The 22,419-nt window shown below is 60.1% G+C and carries 25 protein-coding genes; 15 read left to right on the plus strand and 10 right to left on the minus strand.

What is annotated here, in order from left to right:
• The first annotated feature begins 37 nt into the window (after nucleotides 1-37).
• The 12 genes from ccmA (at nucleotide 38) to CKW14_RS27415 (ending at nucleotide 8,242) form a co-directional block, all read left to right on the plus strand.
• Nucleotides 38-673 carry a cytochrome c biogenesis heme-transporting ATPase CcmA gene (ccmA, locus tag CKW14_RS27360; RefSeq protein WP_095050200.1) on the plus strand — a complete coding sequence of 212 codons (636 nt, stop codon included), beginning with the start codon at nucleotides 38-40 and terminating at the stop codon, nucleotides 671-673.
• Nucleotides 670-1,338 carry a heme exporter protein CcmB gene (ccmB, locus tag CKW14_RS27365; RefSeq protein WP_008083427.1) on the plus strand — a complete coding sequence of 223 codons (669 nt, stop codon included), beginning with the start codon at nucleotides 670-672 and terminating at the stop codon, nucleotides 1,336-1,338. The genes ccmA and ccmB overlap by 4 nt, the downstream gene beginning before the upstream one ends.
• Nucleotides 1,339-1,416: 78 nt before the next feature.
• Nucleotides 1,417-2,172, plus strand: coding sequence for a heme ABC transporter permease (locus CKW14_RS27370; protein ID WP_016987487.1), 756 nt, complete (start codon nucleotides 1,417-1,419; stop codon nucleotides 2,170-2,172).
• Nucleotides 2,169-2,345 (plus strand): heme exporter protein CcmD, encoded by a 177-nt coding sequence (gene ccmD, locus CKW14_RS27375; RefSeq protein WP_003222944.1) that lies wholly within the window; start codon nucleotides 2,169-2,171, stop codon nucleotides 2,343-2,345. Before CKW14_RS27370 ends, ccmD begins: the two co-directional genes overlap by 4 nt.
• The gene (ccmE, locus tag CKW14_RS27380; RefSeq protein ID WP_085699419.1) at nucleotides 2,342-2,797 is read left to right on the plus strand and encodes a cytochrome c maturation protein CcmE; all 456 of its coding nucleotides are present in this window, start codon (nucleotides 2,342-2,344) and stop codon (nucleotides 2,795-2,797) included. Before ccmD ends, ccmE begins: the two co-directional genes overlap by 4 nt.
• 3 nt (nucleotides 2,798-2,800) lie before the next feature.
• Nucleotides 2,801-4,789: a heme lyase CcmF/NrfE family subunit gene (locus CKW14_RS27385; RefSeq protein ID WP_095050202.1), complete on the plus strand. Its 1,989-nt coding sequence runs from the start codon at nucleotides 2,801-2,803 to the stop codon at nucleotides 4,787-4,789.
• Nucleotides 4,786-5,322, plus strand: a complete 537-nt coding sequence (locus CKW14_RS27390; protein WP_093439831.1) for a DsbE family thiol:disulfide interchange protein — start codon at nucleotides 4,786-4,788, stop codon at nucleotides 5,320-5,322. Before CKW14_RS27385 ends, CKW14_RS27390 begins: the two co-directional genes overlap by 4 nt.
• Nucleotides 5,319-5,789 carry a cytochrome c-type biogenesis protein gene (locus CKW14_RS27395; RefSeq protein WP_095050203.1) on the plus strand — a complete coding sequence of 157 codons (471 nt, stop codon included), beginning with the start codon at nucleotides 5,319-5,321 and terminating at the stop codon, nucleotides 5,787-5,789. The genes CKW14_RS27390 and CKW14_RS27395 overlap by 4 nt, the downstream gene beginning before the upstream one ends.
• Nucleotides 5,786-6,988 (plus strand): c-type cytochrome biogenesis protein CcmI, encoded by a 1,203-nt coding sequence (gene ccmI / locus CKW14_RS27400; protein ID WP_095050204.1) that lies wholly within the window; start codon nucleotides 5,786-5,788, stop codon nucleotides 6,986-6,988. The genes CKW14_RS27395 and ccmI overlap by 4 nt, the downstream gene beginning before the upstream one ends.
• 25 nt (nucleotides 6,989-7,013) lie before the next feature.
• Complete coding sequence (locus tag CKW14_RS27405) at nucleotides 7,014-7,418, plus strand: hypothetical protein (protein WP_095126514.1); 405 nt, start codon at nucleotides 7,014-7,016, stop codon at nucleotides 7,416-7,418.
• Nucleotides 7,419-7,625: 207 nt separating this feature from the next.
• Nucleotides 7,626-7,838 (plus strand): type II toxin-antitoxin system HicA family toxin, encoded by a 213-nt coding sequence (locus CKW14_RS27410; RefSeq protein ID WP_095050205.1) that lies wholly within the window; start codon nucleotides 7,626-7,628, stop codon nucleotides 7,836-7,838.
• Nucleotides 7,838-8,242, plus strand: coding sequence for a type II toxin-antitoxin system HicB family antitoxin (locus CKW14_RS27415; RefSeq protein WP_064390887.1), 405 nt, complete (start codon nucleotides 7,838-7,840; stop codon nucleotides 8,240-8,242). Before CKW14_RS27410 ends, CKW14_RS27415 begins: the two co-directional genes overlap by 1 nt.
• 69 nt (nucleotides 8,243-8,311) lie before the next feature.
• On the opposite strand, the gene CKW14_RS27420 is transcribed toward CKW14_RS27415, so the two are convergent.
• Complete coding sequence (locus CKW14_RS27420; RefSeq protein WP_095126515.1) at nucleotides 8,312-9,499, minus strand: MFS transporter; 1,188 nt, start codon at nucleotides 9,497-9,499, stop codon at nucleotides 8,312-8,314.
• Between the two features lie 241 nt (nucleotides 9,500-9,740).
• Here CKW14_RS27420 and CKW14_RS27425 point away from each other — a divergent pair, with 241 nt between their 5' ends.
• Nucleotides 9,741-10,361 (plus strand): hypothetical protein, encoded by a 621-nt coding sequence (locus CKW14_RS27425; protein ID WP_095126516.1) that lies wholly within the window; start codon nucleotides 9,741-9,743, stop codon nucleotides 10,359-10,361.
• Between the two features lie 238 nt (nucleotides 10,362-10,599).
• On the opposite strand, the gene CKW14_RS27430 is transcribed toward CKW14_RS27425, so the two are convergent.
• From CKW14_RS27430 to gcl, 8 genes are all read right to left on the minus strand, one after another.
• Nucleotides 10,600-11,598 (minus strand): sulfate ABC transporter substrate-binding protein, encoded by a 999-nt coding sequence (locus CKW14_RS27430; RefSeq protein ID WP_095126517.1) that lies wholly within the window; start codon nucleotides 11,596-11,598, stop codon nucleotides 10,600-10,602.
• A gap of 201 nt (nucleotides 11,599-11,799) precedes the next feature.
• Nucleotides 11,800-12,624 (minus strand): ion transporter, encoded by an 825-nt coding sequence (locus CKW14_RS27435; protein WP_007919942.1) that lies wholly within the window; start codon nucleotides 12,622-12,624, stop codon nucleotides 11,800-11,802.
• A gap of 21 nt (nucleotides 12,625-12,645) precedes the next feature.
• A complete protein-coding gene (locus tag CKW14_RS27440) occupies nucleotides 12,646-13,560 on the minus strand; it encodes an urea transporter (protein ID WP_095050208.1) in 915 nt (304 codons plus the stop codon).
• A gap of 136 nt (nucleotides 13,561-13,696) precedes the next feature.
• Nucleotides 13,697-15,112 carry a pyruvate kinase gene (pyk, locus tag CKW14_RS27445; protein WP_095050209.1) on the minus strand — a complete coding sequence of 472 codons (1,416 nt, stop codon included), beginning with the start codon at nucleotides 15,110-15,112 and terminating at the stop codon, nucleotides 13,697-13,699.
• On the minus strand, nucleotides 15,109-16,383 hold the full coding sequence (locus CKW14_RS27450) for a glycerate kinase (RefSeq protein WP_095126518.1): 1,275 nt from the start codon (nucleotides 16,381-16,383) through the stop codon (nucleotides 15,109-15,111). Before CKW14_RS27450 ends, pyk begins: the two co-directional genes overlap by 4 nt.
• Nucleotides 16,384-16,546: 163 nt before the next feature.
• Nucleotides 16,547-17,440, minus strand: a complete 894-nt coding sequence (locus CKW14_RS27455) for a 2-hydroxy-3-oxopropionate reductase (protein ID WP_007919937.1) — start codon at nucleotides 17,438-17,440, stop codon at nucleotides 16,547-16,549.
• Nucleotides 17,441-17,592: 152 nt separating this feature from the next.
• Nucleotides 17,593-18,375: a hydroxypyruvate isomerase gene (gene hyi, locus CKW14_RS27460; protein WP_095050211.1), complete on the minus strand. Its 783-nt coding sequence runs from the start codon at nucleotides 18,373-18,375 to the stop codon at nucleotides 17,593-17,595.
• Between the two features lie 138 nt (nucleotides 18,376-18,513).
• The gene (gene gcl / locus CKW14_RS27465; protein WP_007919935.1) at nucleotides 18,514-20,289 is read right to left on the minus strand and encodes a glyoxylate carboligase; all 1,776 of its coding nucleotides are present in this window, start codon (nucleotides 20,287-20,289) and stop codon (nucleotides 18,514-18,516) included.
• 268 nt (nucleotides 20,290-20,557) lie between these two features.
• Between gcl and CKW14_RS27470 the strand changes: the two genes are divergently transcribed.
• Both CKW14_RS27470 and CKW14_RS27475 read left to right on the plus strand, forming a co-directional pair.
• Nucleotides 20,558-20,998, plus strand: a complete 441-nt coding sequence (locus CKW14_RS27470) for a heme-binding protein (RefSeq protein WP_095050212.1) — start codon at nucleotides 20,558-20,560, stop codon at nucleotides 20,996-20,998.
• Between the two features lie 212 nt (nucleotides 20,999-21,210).
• A complete protein-coding gene (locus CKW14_RS27475) occupies nucleotides 21,211-21,669 on the plus strand; it encodes a transposase (RefSeq protein ID WP_095126519.1) in 459 nt (152 codons plus the stop codon).
• Between the two features lie 100 nt (nucleotides 21,670-21,769).
• Here the strand turns inward: CKW14_RS27475 and CKW14_RS27480 are convergent, their stop codons facing one another.
• Nucleotides 21,770-22,378 (minus strand): TetR/AcrR family transcriptional regulator, encoded by a 609-nt coding sequence (locus CKW14_RS27480; protein WP_008083515.1) that lies wholly within the window; start codon nucleotides 22,376-22,378, stop codon nucleotides 21,770-21,772.
• Between the last annotated feature and the right edge of the window lie 41 nt (nucleotides 22,379-22,419).

Raw genomic sequence — 22,419 nt, forward strand, 5'->3', positions numbered from 1 at the left:
CCAGAGCCGACTTGAACCGTATAAGGCCCGTGATCCCTTGACCAGTCCTGTCCTGCAAACCGTTGCCCTCGCGTGTGAACGTGATCTGCGGCTGCTCTTCGAAAATCTCGAATTGAGACTCGCCAGTGGCGATATGGTGCAGATCAGCGGTCCCAACGGCAGCGGCAAGACCAGCCTGTTGCGTCTGCTTTCAGGGCTGATGCAGCCGACCGCCGGGCACGTCCTGCTCAATGGCCAGCCGCTGACCGAACAACGTAGCGAACTCGCACGCAACCTGCTGTGGATCGGCCACGCCGCCGGGATCAAGGATCTACTGACCCCGGAAGAGAACCTGTCGTGGCTCTGCGCCCTGCATCATCCCGCCGAACGCGAGGCCATCTGGCAAGCGCTGGCAGCTGTAGGATTGCGCGGTTTCGAAGATGTTCCCTGCCACAGCCTGTCCGCCGGTCAGCAACGCCGTGTGGCGCTGGCGCGTTTGTATCTGGACAGCCCGCCGCTGTGGATTCTCGATGAACCGTTCACCGCCCTCGACAAACAGGGCGTGGCGCAGCTCGAAGAGCATCTGGCTGGACACTGCGAACGCGGTGGCCTGGTGGTGTTGACCACGCATCACACGCTGAGCCGGATGCCGGCCGGTTATCGCGATATCGATCTGGGGAACTGGGCAGTATGAGTGTGTTTGGCCTGCTGGTTGCCCGTGAATCCCGACTGCTGTTTCGCCGCCCGGCGGAACTGGCCAATCCGCTGATTTTCTTCGCCATCGTCATCGCGTTGTTCCCGCTGGCCGTCGGCCCGGAAACTCAAGTGTTGCAAAACCTGTCCCCCGGGTTAGTCTGGGTGGCGGCGCTGTTGTCGGTCCTGCTCTCACTGGACGGGCTGTTCCGCAGTGATTTCGAAGACGGATCCCTGGAACAGTGGGTCCTTTCGTCGCACCCGTTGCCACTTCTGGTCTTGGCCAAGGTGCTGGCACACTGGCTTTTCTCCGGTCTTGCGCTGGTTTTGCTCTCACCGTTGCTGGCGTTGATGCTCGGTTTACCTGCCGCCTGCCTGCCGGTTTTGCTGTTTTCGTTGCTGCTGGGAACACCGGTGTTGAGCTTACTCGGCGCGGTGGGCGCGGCACTGACGGTCGGTTTGAAACGTGGCGGCCTGTTGCTGGCGCTGCTGATTCTGCCGTTGTACATCCCGGTGTTGATCCTCGGCAGTGGCGCTTTGCAGGCAGCCCTCCAAGGCATGCCGGCGACCGGGTATCTGCTGTGGCTTGGTAGCCTGACCGCTCTGGCGATCACCCTGACACCGTTTGCAATAGCTGCTGGCCTGAAGATCAGCGTCGGCGAATAATGAGGTCTGGTTAAAATTTAACCAGCAAAGACCCTGAGACTGCTCACACCGATGAGCGGCACCCGTGATGGAAACAGTATGAACTGGACCTGGTTTCACAAGCTCGGCTCGCCCAAGTGGTTCTACGGCATCAGCAGCAAATTCTTGCCATGGCTGAGCATCGCAGCGTTGCTGTTGATTGGCGTCGGCGTCGTTTGGGGCCTGGCCTTCGCGCCGCCGGATTATCAGCAAGGCAACAGCTTTCGCATCATCTACATTCACGTACCTGCTGCGATGCTCGCTCAGTCGATCTACGTGATGCTGGCGGTGTGCGGCGTGGTCGGGCTGGTGTGGAAGATGAAACTGGCCGACGTCGCCCTGCAATGCGCCGCTCCGATCGGCGCGTGGATGACCGCCGTCGCGCTGGTCACCGGGGCGATCTGGGGCAAACCGACGTGGGGCTCGTGGTGGGTCTGGGACGCGCGCCTGACCTCGATGCTGATTCTGCTGTTCCTGTATTTCGGCGTGATCGCGCTGGGCAATGCCATCAGCAACCGTGACAGTGCCGCCAAGGCCTGTGCGGTATTGGCCATCGTCGGCGTGATCAACATCCCGATCATCAAATACTCGGTGGAGTGGTGGAACACCCTGCACCAGGGCGCGACCTTCACCCTGACTGAAAAACCGGCAATGCCTGCCGAAATGTGGCTGCCACTGCTGCTGACGGTGCTGGGTTTCTACTGCTTCTTCGGCGCCGTGCTGTTGCTGCGCATGCGTCTTGAAGTGCTTAAGCGTGAGGCCCGCGCCAGTTGGGTGAAAGAAGAAGTGCAGCACAGTCTGGAGGCCGCTCGATGAGTTTTGCTTCATTCGGCGACTTCCTCGCCATGGGCCATCATGGCCTGTATGTCTGGTCGGCTTACGGCATCTGTCTGGCGGTGCTGATCCTCAACGTGGTGGCGCCGATTGCGGCCCGCAAGCGCTATCTGCAACAAGAGGCGCGTCGTCTGCGCCGGGAGAACGGCAAGTGAATCCGCTGCGCAAGAAACGTCTGATCATCATTCTGGCCATTCTGGTCGGGGTCGGCGCTGCCGTCGGCCTGGCGCTCAGCGCCCTGCAGCAGAACATCAATCTGTTCTACACCCCGACCCAGATTGCCAACGGCGAAGCACCGCAAGACACGCGCATCCGTGCTGGCGGCATGGTCGAGAAGGGTTCGCTGCAACGCTCGCCGGATTCGCTCGACGTCAAATTCGTCGTCACCGACTTCAACAAATCCGTGACTATCACCTATCGCGGCATCCTCCCGGACTTGTTCCGTGAAGGGCAGGGCATTGTCGCCCTCGGCAAGCTCAACGCCGATGGCGTGGTGGTGGCCGATGAAGTGCTGGCCAAGCACGACGAGAAGTACATGCCACCGGAAGTGACCAAAGCCTTGAAAGACAGTGGTCAATCGGCACCAACGCCTGCGAAGGAGGGTTGATCGATGACGTCGACGATTTTTATTCCTGAGCTCGGCCATCTGGCGATGATTCTGGCCCTGTGTTTTGCCCTGGTGCAGGCCGTGGTGCCATTGGTCGGTGCTTGGCGTGGCGACCGTTTCTGGATGAGCCTGGCCCAGCCGGCGGCGTGGGGCCAGTTTGCTTTTCTGCTGTTCGCGTTCGGCATTCTGACCTACGCGTTCATGACCGATGACTTCTCCGTCGCGTATGTGGCGAACAACTCCAATACCGCGTTGCCGTGGTATTACAAATTCAGCGCGGTGTGGGGCGCCCACGAAGGTTCGTTGCTGCTGTGGGCACTGATTCTCGGTGGCTGGACCTTTGCCGTGTCGGTGTTCTCGCGGCAGTTGCCGCAAGTCATGCTCGCTCGTGTACTGGCGGTGATGGGCATGATCAGCACCGGTTTCCTGCTGTTTCTGATCCTGACGTCCAACCCGTTCAAACGCATCCTGCCGCAAATGCCCAGCAATGGCGCCGACTTGAATCCGTTGTTGCAAGACATCGGCCTGATCGTGCATCCGCCGATGTTGTACATGGGTTATGTCGGCTTTTCGGTGGCGTTCGCTTTTGCCATCGCGGCATTGATGGGCGGTCGCCTTGATGCGGCGTGGGCACGCTGGTCGCGTCCATGGACCATCGTCGCCTGGGCCTTCCTCGGCATCGGCATTACCCTCGGTTCGTGGTGGGCCTATTACGAACTCGGCTGGGGCGGTTGGTGGTTCTGGGACCCGGTGGAGAACGCCTCGTTCATGCCTTGGCTGGTCGGCACCGCGCTGATTCACTCGCTGGCGGTCACGGAAAAACGTGGCGTGTTCAAGAGCTGGACGGTGTTGCTGGCGATTGCCGCGTTCTCGCTGAGCCTGCTCGGCACCTTCCTCGTGCGTTCCGGCGTGCTGACCTCGGTGCATGCGTTTGCCTCTGACCCGGAGCGCGGCGTGTTCATCCTGATCTTCCTGTTGTTTGTGGTCGGCGGCTCGCTGACGCTGTTCGCCCTGCGCGCACCAGTAGTCAAGAGTCAGGTCGGTTTCAACCTGTGGTCGCGGGAAACCCTGCTGCTGGGTAACAACCTGGTACTGGTCGTTGCTGCATCGATGATCCTGCTCGGCACGCTCTATCCACTGATTCTCGATGCCCTGAGCGGCGCCAAGATGTCGGTCGGCCCGCCGTACTTCAACGCGCTGTTCATCCCGTTGATGGGATTGCTGATGGTGGTGATGGCGATCGGCGTGATCGTGCGCTGGAAAGACACGCCGGTGAAATGGCTGGCCGGCATGCTGACCCCGGTATTGCTCGGCAGCGTCGCGCTGGCCGTGGTGGCTGGTGTCGCTTACGGCGATTTCAACTGGGCAGTGATCGCGACCTTCCTGCTCGCCGCGTGGGTGTTGCTCGCCGGTGCGCGCGACATTGTCGACAAGACTCGCCACAAAGGTTTGATCAAAGGTCTGCCGACGCTGACTCGCAGCTATTGGGGCATGCAGATCGCGCACCTGGGCATCGCCGTGTGTGCGTTGGGCGTGGTGTTGTCGAGCCAGAACAGTGCCGAGCGCGATCTGCGTCTGGCGCCGGGCGAGTCGATGGACCTGGCCGGTTATCACTTCATCTTCGAAGGCGCCAAGCACTTCGAAGGGCCGAACTTCACCTCCGACAAGGGCACCATTCGGGTGATCCGCGACGGCAAGGAAATCAGCGTGCTGCACCCGGAAAAACGCCTGTATACCGTGCAGAGTTCGATGATGACCGAAGCCGGGATCGACGCTGGTTTCACTCGCGACCTCTACGTTGCCCTCGGCGAGCCGCTGGACAATGGCGCATGGGCGGTGCGCGTGCACGTCAAACCGTTTGTGCGCTGGATCTGGTTCGGCGGTTTGCTCACAGGTTTGGGTGGTTTGCTGGCGGCGCTGGATCGACGTTATCGGGTCAAGGTGAAAGCCAAGGTGCGTGAAGCACTGGGCATGACGGGAGCGGCTGCATGAGACGTTGGTTGATGCTGGTGCCACTGGCGATTTTCCTGCTGGTGGCGGTATTTCTTTATCGCGGTCTGTACCTCGATCCGGCGGAACTGCCGTCGGCGATGATCAACAAGCCGTTCCCGGAGTTTTCGTTGCCGGCAGTGCAGGGCGACAAGACCCTGACCAAGGCTGACATTCTCGGCAAACCGGCGCTGGTCAATGTCTGGGGCACCTGGTGCATTTCCTGCCGGGTCGAGCATCCGGTGCTGAACAAACTCGCCGAGCGTGGCGTGGTGATCTACGGCATCAACTACAAAGACACCAACGCCGATGCCTTGAAGTGGCTGGCCGAGTTCCACAATCCGTATGCGCTGGATATCCGCGACGAAGAGGGCTCGCTGGGCCTCAATCTGGGTGTGTACGGTGCACCGGAAACCTTCTTCATCGACGCCAAGGGCATCATTCGTGACAAGTACGTTGGCGTGATCGACGAGCAGGTCTGGCGCGAAAAACTCGCCGCCAAGTATCAGGCGCTGGTCGACGAGGCCAAGCCATGAAGCGCTTTCTGGCTGCCGTGGTTTTGGGCTTGAGTCTGGCCGGCGTCGCCCATGCCGCGATCGATACGTATGAGTTCGCCAAAGAAGGTGATCGCGAGCGTTTCCGTGAACTGACCAAGGAACTGCGCTGCCCCAAGTGCCAGAACCAGGACATCGCCGACTCCAACGCGCCGATTGCCGCGGACCTGCGTAAAGAGATTTTCCGCATGCTCGGCGAGGGCAAGGACAACCAGCAGATCATCGACTTCATGGTTGATCGCTACGGTGATTTCGTCCGCTACAAACCGGCGCTCAACGCCAAGACCGCACTGCTGTGGTTCGGCCCGGCCGGGCTGTTGCTCGGTGGTTTGGTGGTGATCGCGGTGATTGTCCGTCGTCGTCGCGGCCAGCGTGCCGAAACCCCGCAAGCGCTGTCCAGCGAAGAGCGTCAGCGCCTCGACCAACTGTTGGATAAAAACCAAGAATGATTGATTTCTGGCTTGCCGCAGGGCTGTTGCTTCTGGTCGCCCTGAGTTTTCTGCTGATCCCGGTTTTGCGTGAGCGTCGCGCCCAGCGTGAAGAGGATCGCACTGCCCTGAACGTCGCGCTGTATCAGGAGCGTGTCGCCGAGTTGCAATCGCAACAGGCTGAAGGTGTACTCGACGCGGCACAAATGGACAGCGGCCGTGCCGAGGCGGCGCGTGAGTTGCTGGCGGATACCGAAGGCGTTGCCGCACCGCGTGTGTCCAAGCTGGGTAAACCCTTGCCGTTGTTGGCGGCTGTGCTGGTTCCGGTGTTGGGCCTGGGTCTCTATCTGCATTTCGGCGCTGCCGACAAAGTCGAACTGACCCGCGAATTCGCCCAAGCACCGCAGTCCATGGAAGAGATGACCCAGCGTCTGGAACGTGCTGTCGCGGCGCAACCGGACTCTGCGGAAGGCCTGTATTTCCTCGGTCGTACTTACATGGCTCAGGAGCGTCCGGCGGACGCAGCGAAGATGTTTGAACGCGCCGCGAATCTGGCCGGTCGTCAACCGGAACTGCTCGGCCAGTGGGCGCAGGCGCAGTATTTTGCTGATGGCAAAAAGTGGTCGGCGAAGATTCAGGCCCTGACTGACGAGGCGCTGAAGGCCGATCCGAAAGAGGTCACCAGCCTTGGTCTGCTCGGCATCGCTGCGTTCGAAGGCGAGCGTTATCAGGAAGCCATCGATTACTGGAACCGCTTGCTGGCGCAATTGCCGCCGGACGACAACTCCCGCGCCGCGCTGCAAGGCGGGATCAAACGCGCCGCCGAGCGTCTGGAAGCCAGCGGTGGCAAGGTTGCTCAGGCGCCCGTAGCCGCGAAAGCCGCGCTGTTGAAAGTCAGCGTCAATCTGGCTAGCGAACTCAGAAGCAAAGTGCAACCGGGCGACAGCGTGTTTATCTTCGCCCGCGCCACCTCTGGCCCGCCGGCACCGCTGGCCGCCAAGCGTCTAACCGTGGCCGATCTACCGGTGACCGTCGAACTGGGCGATGCCGACGCAATGATGCCGCAGTTGAAACTGTCGAACTTCCCTGAAGTCCAACTGGTTGCGCGCATCTCCCGCGCCGGCCAACCGACCGCCGGTGAGTGGGTCGGTCGCAGCGGCCCTCTGGCCAGCAGCACCACTGCGCTACAAAAACTGACCATCGACAGCCCGGACAAATAACCGGACACAACAGGAAAGCACCGCCATGCACACCATCGCCCGAATCACAGTCCTCACACTGGCCTTGGGCTTGAGTGCATGTGCGGTGCAACGACCGGAACCGACGACGAATTTGCCGCCGATCCCGCCTTCGCAACCGAGCCCGACCCCGTCGACCTCGCCGGCCTCAGGCAAAAGCATCCCGGCAAAACCGGCCAAACCGGTGCCGCGCACCTCGGCCAGCTTCGCTCCGCCACCGGGCGGCAACAGCCACTGGGACCAGAAACTCGGCGTCTACGTCCTCGACGACCAGACCAACACCTTCTACCGCCAGCGCACCTACTACCGCTGGAACAACGGCTGGAGCCGCTCCGTCAGCCCCAACGGCCCGTGGGAAGACACCAACATCCACGGCGTGCCACCGGGGTTGGGCAAGCAGTTTGGGCAGTAAACGAAAACGGCGATCTTTGGATCGCCGTTTTGCTGTGTGCCTGTTGGGTTCGCACAGAAATTGCTCAAGGAAGTGCTGCGTAAAGCTCAGGATCTAGCGTTTCAATCACACTCTGTAAAACAACCGGACGTCGCTCTGTGGATTTTCGTGCTTGAGTAAAGATAACTCTAGGGTTACTTTTAATGGGCCGGGGCAAGGAGGCGATTGGTGCAAAGCAGGTTATTGATCAAGGAGCTGGAGGAGGCGGGTTGGACGCTGGACCGGATTACCGGCAGTCATCACATTTTCAGGCACCGTTACAACCCTTACACGATTCCCGTTCCTCATCCGAAAAAGGATTTGCCGTTGGGGACAGTCAAAAGCATCAGGAGACGTGCCGGGTTGTACAACCCGCCAGCCAGTTTCGAAGGAGATCCATAATGCAATATCCAATCTGTATCGAGTGGGGAGACGAGAACACTGCCATCGGTATTCAGATCCCCGATATTCCCGGCGCCGTTACAGCAGGGGATAGCTTTGAAGATGCCTACAAGGCGGCAGTTGAAGTCGCCCACATCATGCTGCAGGAGATTGCGGCGGACGGGGAGTCGATTCCTATGCCGACTTCGGCATCCGCTCATCGCAGTAATCCGGACTTTGCCGACATGGGATGGGGCATGCTCGAGCTGGACATTTCGCCCTATCTCGGCAAGACCGAGAAGGTCAACGTAACGCTGCCCGGTTATGTGATTCAGCGCATCGATCGTTATGTGCGCGAACACAACGTCAAAAGCCGCTCCTCCTTTCTGGCAGACGCGGCGATGGAGAAACTGGTTCGCTATTAAGCTTCATCGCTCCTCCAGGTTCAATCAATAACCTGTGGGAGCGAGCCTGCTCGCGAAGCTTTTGGCGCCTTATGCCGTCGCTAATGAACCACGCTGCGAAACACTCAAAAACCGCAACAACGCCAACAGCGGGAACGCACTTCCCACAATCACGATCCACAACCAGCCGCCATGCTCGAATACCGCGCTGGCCACCGACGAGCCGAAGGCGCCACCGATGAAGATGCTGGTCATGTACAGCGCGTTCAGACGGCCACGGCTTTTCGCGTCCAGCGAATAGACCGCGCGCTGGCCGAGGACCATGTTCATCTGCACGCAGAAGTCGAGGACCACGCCGGTCACGGCCAGACCGATCACGCTGTAGGCCGGGTGGATGAAGGCGGGCAGGAAGCTCAGGCTGGCGAAGACCATGGCCAGCAGCGAGGCGATGCGGGTGTGGCCAGCGTCAGCCAGACGTCCGCTGATTGGCGCGGCGATGGCACCGATGGCGCCGACCAGGGCGAAGATCGCGATCTCGCTTTGCGACAGACCATGGTTACGCGCCAGTTCCAGCGGCACGGCAGTCCAGAACAGGCTGAACGTGGCGAACATGCAGCCCTGGTAAAACGCCCGTTGGCGCAGTAACGGTTGCTGGCGCAACAGCGTCCACAACGAGCCGATCAGTTGGCCATAGGTAGCGCTGTGATCCGGCTGGCGCTTGGGCACCGTCAACGCCAGTACCACGCTGATCGCCGCCATCAGTGCGGCAGCAATCATGAACATCGCGCGCCAACCCAAATGGTCGGCGACCACGCTCGACACCGGCCGTGCCAGCAAAATACCCAGCAGCAGACCGCCCATGATCCCGCCGACCACTCGGCCACGGGATTCTTCCGGCGCCAAGTGTGCCGCCAAAGGAATCAGAATCTGCACCGACACCGAACTGAAGCCCACCAACAACGAGATCAGCAGAAACACATTCGGCTGATCGGTAAACGCCGCCGCCAACAGGCTGGCAATCGCCACCACGGTGGTGATGATCATCAACCGGCGGTTCTCCAGCAGATCACCCAGCGGCACCAGAAAGAACAGGCCCAGCGCATAGCCAATCTGCGTCAGCGAGACGATGAAGCTGGCCATGGTGTCGCTCAGGCCGATATCGGGCGCGATGAGGCCGATGATCGGCTGTGCGTAGTAGATGTTGGCAACGATGGCGCCGCAGCAAAAGGCGAACAGCAGCACCATGCCTCGGGTCATTGCGTGAGTGGTGGTGGTCATAAGGTTTCTCGATCCAGCGAAAGAATGCGCTAAGGCTATGGGGCAAACCGGATGGGCAGAAGACGCCTTCGGTTGATATCAGTTATTCCGTTGCGCAATGACGGGGTGCTAGCGGCGTGTCATCCATCGGCGGACCTTGCGTCCGACCGTTGCGGGTCGATGATACATTCACTTACATCCTGTTCGATAGCGTGCTTATGTTTGCATTGGCTTGTTCAACATTCATGACCGGAGGATTGCAATGTTTCGACAGACGCTTCGCCACACCGCAACGATTGCCCTGATCAGCCTGCTCGGCGCGATGAGCGCACAGGCCGCCGACGCACCGGGGATGCGCCTCGGCGTGCGCGGCGAGATCACCGGGGGCAGCGCCGACAGCCTCAAAGTCCACGTCAACAGCGGTGAGAACGTGGTGATCCAGTTGACTGGTGACACCAAAGTTCGCGCGGTCACCCTGGCCAATATCGAGGACATCAAACCCGGCAGTTACATTGGTTCGGCGGCGATGCCTCAGGAGGATGGAACGCTCAAGGCACTGGAGGTGCATGTGTTTCCGCCGGAACTGGCGGGCAGCGGCGACGGCCATCGGCCGTTCGATCTGGCCAAGGGCAGCAGCATGACCAATGGCAGCGTCGGCGACCTGGTGGTGAGCAACGGGCGGGTGCTGACGGTGAACTACAAGGGCGGGCAGCAGAAGATTCTAGTGCCGGAGGATGTGCCGATCGTCAATCTGGTGCCCGGGGATCGGAGTTTGCTGAAGGTTGGGGTGAAGATTGTTACGTTCGTCACGCAGAGTGCGGATGGCACGCTGACGGCGCAGTCGATTTCTGCGGGTAAGGATGGGGTGACGCCGCCGATGTAAAAGCCCCTCACCCTAACCCTCTCCCAAAAGGAGAGGGGACTGATTGGGGGATGCTTGAGAGGTACACCGACCTGAACGTGCTGTGGTGAATCCATAATCGATAAGGTCTTTCAGGTCGATGTAATTCGCCAGACACCTCGGTTGGCTCCCTCTCCCTCCGGGAGAGGGCTGGGGTGAGGGTAAGGCGGCCACAAAAAAGGCGACCACTGTGGGTCGCCTTTTTATGTCAGCTCAAGCCTTACTGCCCGCTATAAATCTGATCGAAAACCCCACCATCATTGAAGTGAGTCTTCTGCACCGTACGCCAGTCACCAAACGTTTTCTCCACCGAAAGGAAATCAACTTTCGGGAAACGATCGGTGTACTTCGCCAGCACCGCCGGATCACGCGGACGCAGGTAGTTTGCCGCCGCAATCTCCTGACCTTGCGGCGACCACAGGTACTTCAGGTACTCATCCGCCGCTGCACGCGAGCCTTTCTTGTCGACCACTTTGTCGACCACCGATACCGGCGGCTCAGCCTCAGCCGAAACGCTCGGGTAAACCACTTCGAACTGATCACGACCAAACTCGCGGGCAATCATCTCCGCTTCGTTTTCGAAGGTCACCAGCACGTCGCCGATCTGGTTGGTCATGAAGGTCGTGGTGGCGGCGCGGCCACCGGTATCCAGCACCGGCGCTTGCTTGAACAGTTTGCCGACGAAGTCTTTGGCCTTGTTTTCGTCGCCACCGTTCTTCAGCACATAACCCCAGGCCGACAGGTAGGTGTAGCGGCCATTGCCCGAGGTTTTCGGGTTTGGCACGATCACTTGCACGCCATCCTTGAGCAGATCCGGCCAGTCTTTCAGGGCTTTCGGGTTGCCTTTGCGCACGATGAATACGGTGGCCGAGGTGAACGGTGCGCTGTTGTTCGGCAGACGCGTGACCCAATTCTCCGGGACCAGTTTACCGTTGTCGGCGAGGGCGTTGATGTCGGTGGCCATGTTCATGGTGATGACGTCAGCCGGCAGGCCATCGATCACCGAACGCGCTTGCTTGCTCGAGCCGCCGAAGGACATCTGTACGGTGATGTTTTCGTTGTGCTCGGCTTGCCAGTGTTTCTGGAACGCAGTGTTGTAGTCCTTGTAGAAATCGCGCATCACGTCGTAGGAAACGTTGAGCAGCGTCGGGGCTGCCTGAGCGATGTTGGCCAAGGCCAGGCCGGCGGCGAGAAGTGAGGCGCCAAAGAGTTTTTTCACTGCGCATTCCTTGTTGTCTATTTATGTAGGAGCTGCCGAAGGCTCGGGCCGCGTTCGGACGATCTTTTGATTTTGTTTTTACAACATCAAGATCAAAAGATCGCAGCCTGCGGCAGCTCCTACAGGTTCGGGGGTGATGTTCAATTGCCACTGACTATAACGGCGCGCGCATAGTCGTTTAAAGATTAAAAAGCTCTTTGCTTATTCCAGTTTCTTAAACAGCGCATTGCCGCATCGCGAGCAAAACGCGGCGCCATGTTCATGGCTGTTTTTCTTGCACACCGGGCAATCGTGTTGCAGCTGTTCGCCGCGCATGGCGTTGGCCAGTTCGGCGGTGAAAATCCCGGTCGGCACGGCGATGATCGAGTAACCGGTGATCATCACCAGCGACGAAATCACCTGGCCCAGCGGGGTCTTCGGCACGATGTCACCGAAGCCCACGGTGGTCAGCGTGACGATCGCCCAATAGATGCCTTTGGGAATGCTGGTGAAGCCATGCTCGGGGCCTTCGATCACATACATCAAGGTGCCGAACACCGTCACCAGGGTGCAGACGCTGACCAGAAACACCACGATCTTCTGCTTGCTGCCGCGCAGCGCCGACATTAGATAATTGGCTTGCTTGAGGTACGGGCTGAGCTTGAGCACGCGGAAAATCCGCAGCATGCGGATGATCCGGATAATCAGCAGGTACTGCGCATCGCTGTAATACAGGGCGAGGATGCCCGGCACGATCGCCAGCAAATCCACCAGCCCGTAAAAGCTGAAGGCGTAGCGCAACGGCTTGGGCGAGCAGTACAGACGCAGGATGTACTCGCCGAGAAAGATGATCGTGAAGCCCCACTCGATGTAGGCCAGCACGTCGGCATAGTTCTGGTGAATGCTGTCGATACTGTCGAGCATCACGATCACCAGACTGGCGAGGATGATCAACAGCAGGATGCCGTCGAAGCGACGCCCGGCGCGGGTGTCGCTCTGGAAAATCATCACGTAAAGCCGTTCGCGCCAACTGTTGCTGCTGTCCATGGATAACGCCTGAATCGAAGATCAGCGCAGCCTAGGTTGATTCTCCCCATGAGCGCAAGGCGCACGCCCGACGCTGGCTTTGCCGAGCATCTGAATCCCGGCGCGGATCAGCCAGCCGGCGAGGATGAACGGCGCGGTCAACGTGGCGAGGCCGACGGCGGCAAACAGCGGTGTAACCAGCAGCGCTAACACGATGCCGACCAGCGGCAGCCACGGTTGTTGGCGTTGCGCGGAGAAGGCGAGGGCGGCGAGCACGGCGTTATAGCTGCCGAGGCCTAAAAGTGCAGCGCTGGTTTCGTGGTGTAGCAGACTGGAGCCGAGGCCGATCGCCGACGCCAGCAGCGCCCAGCAGAATGCACGGCGATCAGCGATCAGCAAACCGACGGCGATCAATGCGCCGGCCAGTGGATGACCGAGGAACATCACCTGACCCAAGCCGCGCAGTTCAGCGGCGAGCAGGTTCAGCGTGTTCATCTCGATGTGCGCCATCGGCGCCGACGGCTCGGCGAACAGTAGCAGGATCCAGCTCATGGCCACGAACGGTGAGGTGTAGGCCGGTATGGAGCGGCTGCTGTAGACGTGTTTGAGCCATTGCTGCGTGACCATTGCGCTCAAGCCGCCAGCGGCAAGAATCAGCGGTGGCAGCATTGGCGACCAGGGGAAATACAGGCTCAGCAGCAGGCCGAGCAGCACGCCGTTGTAGCTGAACAGTCCGGCCTGGCGATCAGCCTTGGCGTAGTTGCGCCGTTGTGCGGTGAGCAAACCGGCGACGGCACCGAGCAGCGCACCGGCGAACAGCACCGGCGCGGTCAGCAGGATCGCCAACAGGCACAGCAGGCCGCACAGCGGATGGCGCTGGAGGAATATTTGACTGAAACCGTTGAGCAAAGCCTCGGCCCAGTCGGGGCAGTGGGTGTTGAAGTGATTGGCAGGCATGGCATGTCATTCGATACTGATCGTTCCCACGCTCTGCGTGGGAATGCCTCATAGGACGCTCTGCGTCTGCTCTTGGGACGCAGAGCGTCCCGGGCCGCATTCCCACGCGGAGCGTGGGAACGATCATGGTGGGCGGTTAAATCAATGTTTCGATCCGCAGCGAGTTAGTCGACCCAGGCTGCCCGAACGGCACCCCCGCAGTGATCAGCAGTGTGTCGCCGCGCTCGGCCATACCCTGCGCCTGGGCGATTTCCAGCGCGGTGGAGCAAACCTCATCGACCTGACGCAGGCGATCGTTGACCACCGAATGAATGCCCCACGCCACGCTCAAACGCCGTGCGGTCTGCAGGTTCGGCGTCAGGTTGAGGATCGGCGCTTTCGGCCGTTCCCGCGCTGCACGCAAACTCGACGCACCGGACTCGCTGTAGTTGACCAGCACCGCCACCGGCAGCACGTTGCTGATACGACGAATCGCGCAGCTGATCGCATCGGAAACGGTCGCTTCAGCTTTCGGCCGGCTGACGTCGAGTTGGGTCTGATAATCCGGGCCGTTTTCCACCTGGCGAATGATCTTGCTCATCATCTGCACCGCTTCGAGCGGGTATTCACCGGACGCGGTTTCCGCCGACAGCATCACCGCATCGGCGCCTTCGGCCACGGCGTTGGCAACGTCAGTCACTTCGGCGCGGGTCGGGGCAGGGGAGAAGCGCATCGACTCAAGCATCTGCGTCGCCACCACCACCGGTTTGCCGAGTTCGCGGCAGGTGGTGATGATGTTCTTCTGAATCTGCGGCACGCTTTCGGCCGGCACTTCAACGCCGAGATCGCCACGGGCAACCATGATCGCGTCGCTCAGTTCAGCGATTTCGCGCAGTTGCTCAACGGCCGAAGGCTTCTCGATTTTCGCCATCAAAAAGGCTTTGTCGCCGATCAATGCGCGGGCTTCGATGATGTCCTGCGGGCGTTGCACAAACGACAGCGCGACCCAGTCCACACCCAGTTCCAGACCGAAGCTCAAGTCACGACGATCCTTGGCAGTCAGTGGGCTGAGGTCGAGCACTGCTTGCGGCACGTTGACGCCTTTGCGATCCGACAACTCGCCGCCGTTGAGCACGGTGGTGTCGATCGCGTCAGCGTATTTGGTGACCACACGCAGACGCAGTTTGCCGTCGTCGAGCAGTAGATCCATGCCGGCTTCCAGCGCGGCAATGATTTCCGGATGCGGCAGATTCACTCGGCGCTCATCGCCTGGTGTTGCGTCCAGATCAAGACGGAACGCCTGACCACGATGCAACTGCACCTTGCCGTCGGCGAACTTGCCGACGCGCAGTTTCGGTCCCTGCAAGTCCATCAGAATGCCCAGCGGGTAGTTGAGCTGGCGCTCGACTTCGCGGATCCACTGATAGCGCTTGGCGTGGTCGGCGTGATCGCCGTGGCTGAAGTTCAGGCGGAAGATGTTGACCCCGGCTTCGACCAGTTCACGGATGTCTTCGATGCCATCGACAGCAGGCCCGAGGGTGGCGAGGATTTTGACCTTTTTATCAGGCGTCATGATTTGCAGCTCTCAAGGATCAGGATGGCGCGGAAGTCGTTGACGTTGGTGCGGGTCGGCTCGGTGACGATCAGCGCATCGAGCGCCGCGAAATAGCCGTAGCCGTTGTTGTTATCCAGCTCGTCGCTGGCGCTCAAACCGAGGGCGGCGGCACGGGCGTAGCTGTCCGGGGTCATGATTGCGCCGGCGTTATCTTCCGAGCCGTCGATGCCGTCGGTGTCACCGGCCAAGGCGTAAACCCCGGGCTGGCCTTTGAGGCTGTCGGTGAGGCTAAGGAGGAACTCGGCGTTGCGTCCGCCACGGCCATTGCCGCGCACGGTCACGGTGGTTTCGCCGCCGGAGAGAATCACGCACGGTGCCGCCAATGGCTGGCCGTGATGGATGATCTGGCGGGCGATACCGGCGTGGACCTTTGCCACTTCGCGCGATTCGCCTTCGAGGTCGCCGAGGATCAGCGTGCTGAAACCGGCCTGACGGCATTTCACCGCCGCAGCGTCCAGCGATTGCTGAGGGCGAGCGATCAACTGGAAGTGGCTGCGCGCGAGGCTTGGATCACCGGGTTTGACGGTTTCCGACTCAGGGCTTTGCAGCCAGGTGCGTACCGAAACCGGAATCTCGATGCCGTAGCGTTTGATGATCGCCAGCGCTTCGGCGGAGGTGCTTGGATCGGCCACGGTCGGGCCGGAAGCGATGACCGTGGCGAGGTCGCCCGGTACATCGGAAATCGCGTAGGTGTACACAGTGGCAGGCCAGCAGGCCTTGCCGAGGCGGCCGCCCTTGATCGCCGAGAGGTGCTTGCGCACGCAGTTCATCTCGCCGATGGTCGCGCCGGATTTGAGCAGGGCTTTGTTGATCGATTGCTTGTCGGCGAGGGTGATGCCTTCGGCCGGCAACGCCAGCAGGGCAGAGCCGCCACCGGAGAGCAGGAAGATTACGCGGTCGTCCTCGGTCAGGTTGCTGACCAGTTCCAGCACGCGTTTGGCCACGGCCAGACCGGCAGCGTCCGGTACCGGGTGGGCGGCTTCGACCACTTCGATTTTTTCGCACGGGGCGCCGTGACCGTAACGGGTCACCACCAGGCCTGTGACTTCACCTTCCCAGCAGCGCTCGACCACTTGCGCCATCGCCGCGGCGGCTTTACCGGCGCCGATGACGATCACCCGACCGCTGCGATCAGCAGGCAAATGGGCTTCGAGGACTTGGTTCGGATGAGCCGCGTCGATGGCTGTGGCAAACAGCTCGCGCAGCAGTTGTTGCGGATCGACCGACATGGCGGGCTCCCAATCTTATTGTTCTTGGTTAATGCTGATGATCGTTCCCACGCTCTGCGTGGGAATGCCTCAATGGACGCTCTGCGTCCGCTTCGGCAGGGACGCGGAGCGTCCCGGGCTGCATTCCCACGCAGAGCGTGGGAACGAGCGACGGGGCAGTGGCTTATTTGTTGTCGCGAATCGAGAAGTTGGCCATGTGTTCCAGACCCTTGATCAGCGCCGAGTGGTCCCAGTTGCTGCCACCGATGGCCGCGCAGGTGCTGAACACTTGCTGGGCGTTGGCGGTGTTCGGCAGGTTGATGTTCAGCTCTTTGGCGCCTTGCAGGGCCAGGTTCAGATCCTTCTGGTGCAGGCTGATGCGGAAGCCTGGATCGAAAGTGCCTTTGATCATGCGCTCGCCGTGCACTTCAAGGATCTTCGAGGAGGCGAAACCACCCATCAGTGCTTCACGCACCTTGGCTGGATCGGCACCGTTTTTCGAAGCGAACAGCAGGGCTTCAGCAACGGCCTGAATGTTCAGCGCGACGATGATCTGGTTGGCGACTTTGGCGGTCTGACCGTCGCCATTGCCACCGACCAGGGTGATGTTTTTGCCCATGGCCTGGAACAGCGGCAGCGCGCGTTCGAAGGCATCGGCGTCGCCACCGATCATGATGCTCAGGGTCGCAGCTTTGGCGCCGACTTCACCACCGGACACCGGTGCGTCGAGGTACTGCGCGCCTTTCTCGTTGATCTTGGCGGCGAACGCCTTGGTCGCGGTTGGCGAGATCGAGCTCATGTCGATGACGATTTTGCCTTTGCTCAGGCCTGCGGCAACGCCGTCGGCGCGGAACAGTACGTCGTCGACCTGCGGGGTATCCGGGACCATGACGATGATGAATTCAGCTTCCTGCGCCACTTCGCGCGGGTTGGCCAGGGCGACGGCGCCAGCGGCGACCAGGTCGGCCGGGGCGGCGTCGTGGTGCGCGGACAGGAACAGGCTGTGACCGGCTTTCTGCAGGTTCGAAGCCATTGGGTGGCCCATGATGCCGGTGCCGATAAATCCGATTTTAGCCATGAGAAAATCCTCTTGTTTTTATTGCTGCTTCAAGCAAAAAGGGAGCTGCTTTTATGTAGGAGTGAGCCTGCTCGCGATTCAGGCGCTGAGGTACATCAGGTGTACCGAGGTGAATTCATCGCGAGCAGGCTCACTCCTACAGGGGATCTGCGTCAGATTGCGTTGTGGGTTTTCAGCCAGCCGAGGCCTGCTTCGGTGGTAGTCAGCGGCTTGTACTCGCAACCCACCCAACCCTGATAACCGATGCGATCGAGGTGTTCGAACAGGAACCGATAGTTGATTTCACCAGTGCCTGGTTCGTTGCGCCCTGGGTTGTCCGCGAGCTGCACATGGTTGATCTCGCCCAGGTGCGATTGCAGGGTGCGGGCCAGATCGCCTTCCATGATTTGCATGTGATAGATGTCGTATTGCAGGAACAGATTGGCGCTGCCGACCTGCTCGCGAATCGACAGGGCTTGCGCCGTGTTGTTCAGGTAGAAACCCGGAATGTCGCGGGTGTTGATCGCTTCCATCACCAGTTTGATGCCCGCTGCCTGCAGCTTGTCGGCGGCGTATTTCAGGTTGGCGACGAAGGTCTTTTCCACCGTGGCATCGTCAACGCCTTGCGGACGAATACCGGCCAGGCAGTTGACCTGGGTGTTGCCCAGCACTTGCGCGTAGGCAATCGCCAGATCGACCCCGGCGCGGAACTCTTCGACCCGATCCGGCAGGCACGCGATACCGCGCTCGCCCTTGGCCCAGTCACCGGCCGGCAGGTTGAACAGCACTTGGGTCAGGCCGTTGGCGTCGAGCCTGGCCTTGATTTCAGCGGAGCTGAAGTCGTACGGGAACAGGTACTCGACACCGCTGAAACCAGCCTTGGCGGCGGCGTCGAAACGGGCAAGGAAATCCTGTTCGGTGAACAGCATGGACAGGTTGGCTGCGAAACGCGGCATGGTGGTCTCCCGTTCTAGATTCTCGTTCCCACGCTCTGCGTGGGAATGCCTCAATGGACGCTCTGCGTCCGCTTTGGGACGCAGAGCGTCCCGGGCTGCGTTCCCACGCAGAGCGTGGGAACGATCAGCGGTCAGCAGTTAATCGAGCAGCGAAATCGCCGTTGGCGCATCGTTGCCGACCAGCGCCAGGTCTTCGAATTCGTTGACGGCGTTGATCTCGGTGCCCATGGAAATGTTGGTCACACGCTCCAGAATGATCTCGACGATCACTGGCACCTTGAACTCTTCGATCATCTGTTCGGCCTTGCGCAGGGCAGGGGCGATTTCCGAGGGCTCGAATACACGCAGCGCTTTACAGCCGAGGCCTTCAGCCACTGCGACGTGGTCAACACCGTAACCGTTGAGTTCCGGCGCGTTCAGGTTATCGAAGGACAGCTGCACGCAGTAGTCCATTTCGAACCCGCGCTGCGCCTGACGGATCAGACCCAGGTACGAGTTGTTCACCACGACGTGGATGTACGGCAGTTTGAACTGAGCGCCGACCGCCAGTTCTTCGATCATGAACTGGAAGTCATAGTCCCCCGACAGGGCCACGACTTTCCGGCTCGGATCGGCCTTCACCACGCCCAGCGCTGCCGGAATGGTCCAGCCCAACGGACCGGCCTGGCCGCAGTTGATCCAGTGACGCGGCTTGTAGACGTGCAGGAACTGCGCGCCGGCAATCTGCGACAGACCAATGGTGCTGACGTAGCAGGTGTCCTTGCCGAACACCTGGTTCATTTCTTCGTAAACGCGCTGTGGTTTCACCGGCACGTTGTCGAAGTGGGTCTTGCGATGCAGGCTGGCTTTGCGCTGCTGGCAGTCTTGCAGCCAGGCACTGCGGTTTTTCAGCTTGCCGGCGGCTTGCCATTCACGGGCCACTTCGATGAACACGGTCAGTGCAGCAGCGGCGTCGGAAACGATGCCCAGATCCGGCGTGAACACGCGGCCGATCTGCGTGCCTTCGATGTCGACATGGATGAACTTGCGACCTTCGGTGTAAACGTCAACCGAACCGGTGTGACGGTTGGCCCAACGGTTACCGATCCCCAACACCACGTCGGATTTCAGCATTGTCGCGTTGCCGTAACGGTGCGACGTCTGCAGACCGACCATACCGACCATCAATGGGTGATCGTCCGGGATGGTGCCCCAGCCCATCAGGGTCGGGATCACCGGGATGCCGGTCAGTTCAGCGAATTCAACCAGCAGATCGCTGGCGTCGGCGTTGATGATGCCGCCGCCGGCCACCAGCAATGGACGCTCAGCCTGATCCAGCAAAGCCAAAGCCTTCTCGACCTGAACGCGGGTCGCGGTCGGTTTGGCCAATGGCAGCGGCTGGTAAGCGTCGATGTCGAATTCGATTTCGGCCATCTGCACGTCGAACGGCAGGTCGATCAGCACCGGGCCAGGACGGCCGGAGCGCATTTCAAAGAACGCTTTCTGGAACGCGTAAGGCACTTGGCCCGGTTCCAGAACAGTGGTCGCCCACTTGGTGACTGGCTTGACGATGCTGGTGATGTCGACAGCCTGGAAGTCTTCCTTGTGCATACGGGCGCGGGGTGCCTGGCCGGTAATGCAGAGGATTGGAATCGAGTCGGCCGAGGCGCTGTATAGCCCGGTGACCATGTCGGTACCGGCAGGGCCGGAAGTACCGATGCACACGCCGATGTTGCCGGCCTTGGTGCGGGTGTAGCCCTCGGCCATGTGCGAGGCGCCTTCCACGTGGCGAGCAAGGACGTGATCGATGCCACCGACCTTCTGCAAGGCGGAGTACAGCGGGTTGATGGCAGCGCCCGGGATGCCAAAAGCGGTATCAACCCCTTCACGGCGCATCACCAGAACGGCGGCTTCGATTGCTCTCATTTTGCTCATGGTTTTGTGCCTCTTTACGTTTTGTAATTGTATACAAGTGGCTTTGCGCAGAGTGTATTCACGGCGGACGGCGCAGGTCAATCCATTTTCTCAAGCGCCTGTTTCATTCGTCGGAAGCGTGTCTGACTGTGGCTTTTCGTCGCATGTGGCGCTTTTCGAGAATTATTGTATACAAAAAAATAACTCATTGTGTTCTATTTGTTGCATCGGGCTGCGGCAGAAAACCGCAGGCCCACGACTTTCCCTATAACAAAATGAGGACGGCACCATGAGCGCTTTAACCTTGAAAGTCGCAGTCAACCTGGTCAACCAAGCCATCACTGCAGGGCGCGGCATCAACGCCGCGCCGCTGACCATCGCGGTACTCGATACCGGCGGCCACCTGATCACCCTGCAACGCGAAGACGGCGCCAGCCTGCTACGTCCGAACATCGCCATCGGCAAAGCCTGGGGGGCGATTGCCCTGGGTAAAGGCTCACGCCTGCTGGCACTGGATGCACAACAACGCCCGGCGTTTATTGCCGCACTCAACAGCATGGGCCAAGGCAGCGTCGTGCCGGCACCGGGTGGTGTGTTGATTCGGGATCAGGCGGGGAATGTGCTGGGCGCGATCGGCATCAGCGGGGATTTGTCGGATATTGATGAGCAGGTGGCGATCAGGGCGGTGGAGGCGTTGGAGTTGCGGGCGGATGCGGGGGTGGCTGCCTGAATCTGCGTTGATTGAATAACCGCTATCGCGAGCAGGCTCACTCCTACGGGGATTTGTGTTCAGACACAAAATGTTTGAACACCCCTGATCCCCTGTAGGAGTGAGCCTGCTCGCGATTGCTATCTACCAGACACATCCTGTCAACAGTTGACCGCTCCATTTGTCTTTCCCGGTACTAGCCTTTTCATGACCTGATCACAGAGGGCAAAGGAATGCCGGATCTACCTGCTGCACATAAATTGCGAGTCGGGCGCTATACCGAAGTCAGTCGAATCTATCTGTTAACCAGCACCACTTATCAACGAAAGCCGATTTTCACGAATTTTGCCTTGGGAAAATTGGTCGCTGATCAATTCCGACACGCGCAAGATTCGGGGCTGGTGAGCTCATTAGCCTGGGTAGTCATGCCAGATCATTTCCATTGGCTGATTGAATTGCGACGAGGTTCATTGAGTGAGGTGATGCAAAAAACCAAATCGCTGAGTACCAAGGCTGTCAGGCACGCTTCCGGTGGAAACAGCGTTCTCTGGCAGAGAGGGTTTCATGACCGCGCGCTGAGACGGGAAGAAGACTTGGTGAGGATGGCGCGTTATGTCGTGGCCAACCCCTTGCGGGCCGGGCTGGTGGAGAAGCTTGGCGACTATCCGCTGTGGGATGCCATTTGGGTTTGAGCTGAAACCGAGTCGCCTCGATCGCGAGCAGGCTCACTCCTACAGGGGAACGCATTCCAAATGTGGGAGCGAGCCTGCTCGCGAAGCGGTCACCGCGGTCTTACTGATCCGGCTCACACCCCTTCAACACCAACCGGATTATCGTCTGCGCCGCCGCTTCATAATCTGCCTCGTCCAGCTTGTCCTTGCCGGTCACCGCAGAAATCTGCCAGTCAAAGTCGGCGTAGGTCTGGGTTGCGGCCCAGATGCTGAACATCAGGTGATTAGGGTCGATCGGGGCAATTTGCCCGCGGTCGATCCAGCTCTGGATGCAATCGATGTTGTGCTTGGCCTGGCCGTTGAGTTGCTCGACCAGGTCGGCGCTCAGGTGTGGCGCACCGTGCATGATTTCGCTGGCGAATACTTTCGAGGCGAAGGGCAGGTCGCGGGAGATGCGGATCTTCGAGCGGATGTAGCCGCTCAGCACTTCGCTCGGTACGCCGTCCGGATTGAACGGAGTCGAGGCCTGCAAAATCGGCACGATGATGCTTTCCAATACCTCGCGGTAGAGGTTTTCCTTGGACTTGAAGTAGTAGTAGACATTGGGCTTGGGCAATCCCGCCTTGGCGGCGATGTCGCTGGTTTTGGTCGCAGCGAAGCCCTTGTCGGCAAACTCCTCACTGGCGGCACGCAGGATCAGTTCTTTGTTGCGCTCGCGGATTGTGCTCATAAACCCGGTGGTTCCTTGCCTGTTCTGGCGGTTGCGCATGG

The sequence above is a fragment of the Pseudomonas sp. Irchel s3a12 genome, assembly GCF_900187485.1.
GTDB classification, from domain to species: Bacteria; Pseudomonadota; Gammaproteobacteria; order Pseudomonadales; family Pseudomonadaceae; genus Aquipseudomonas; species Aquipseudomonas neuropathica.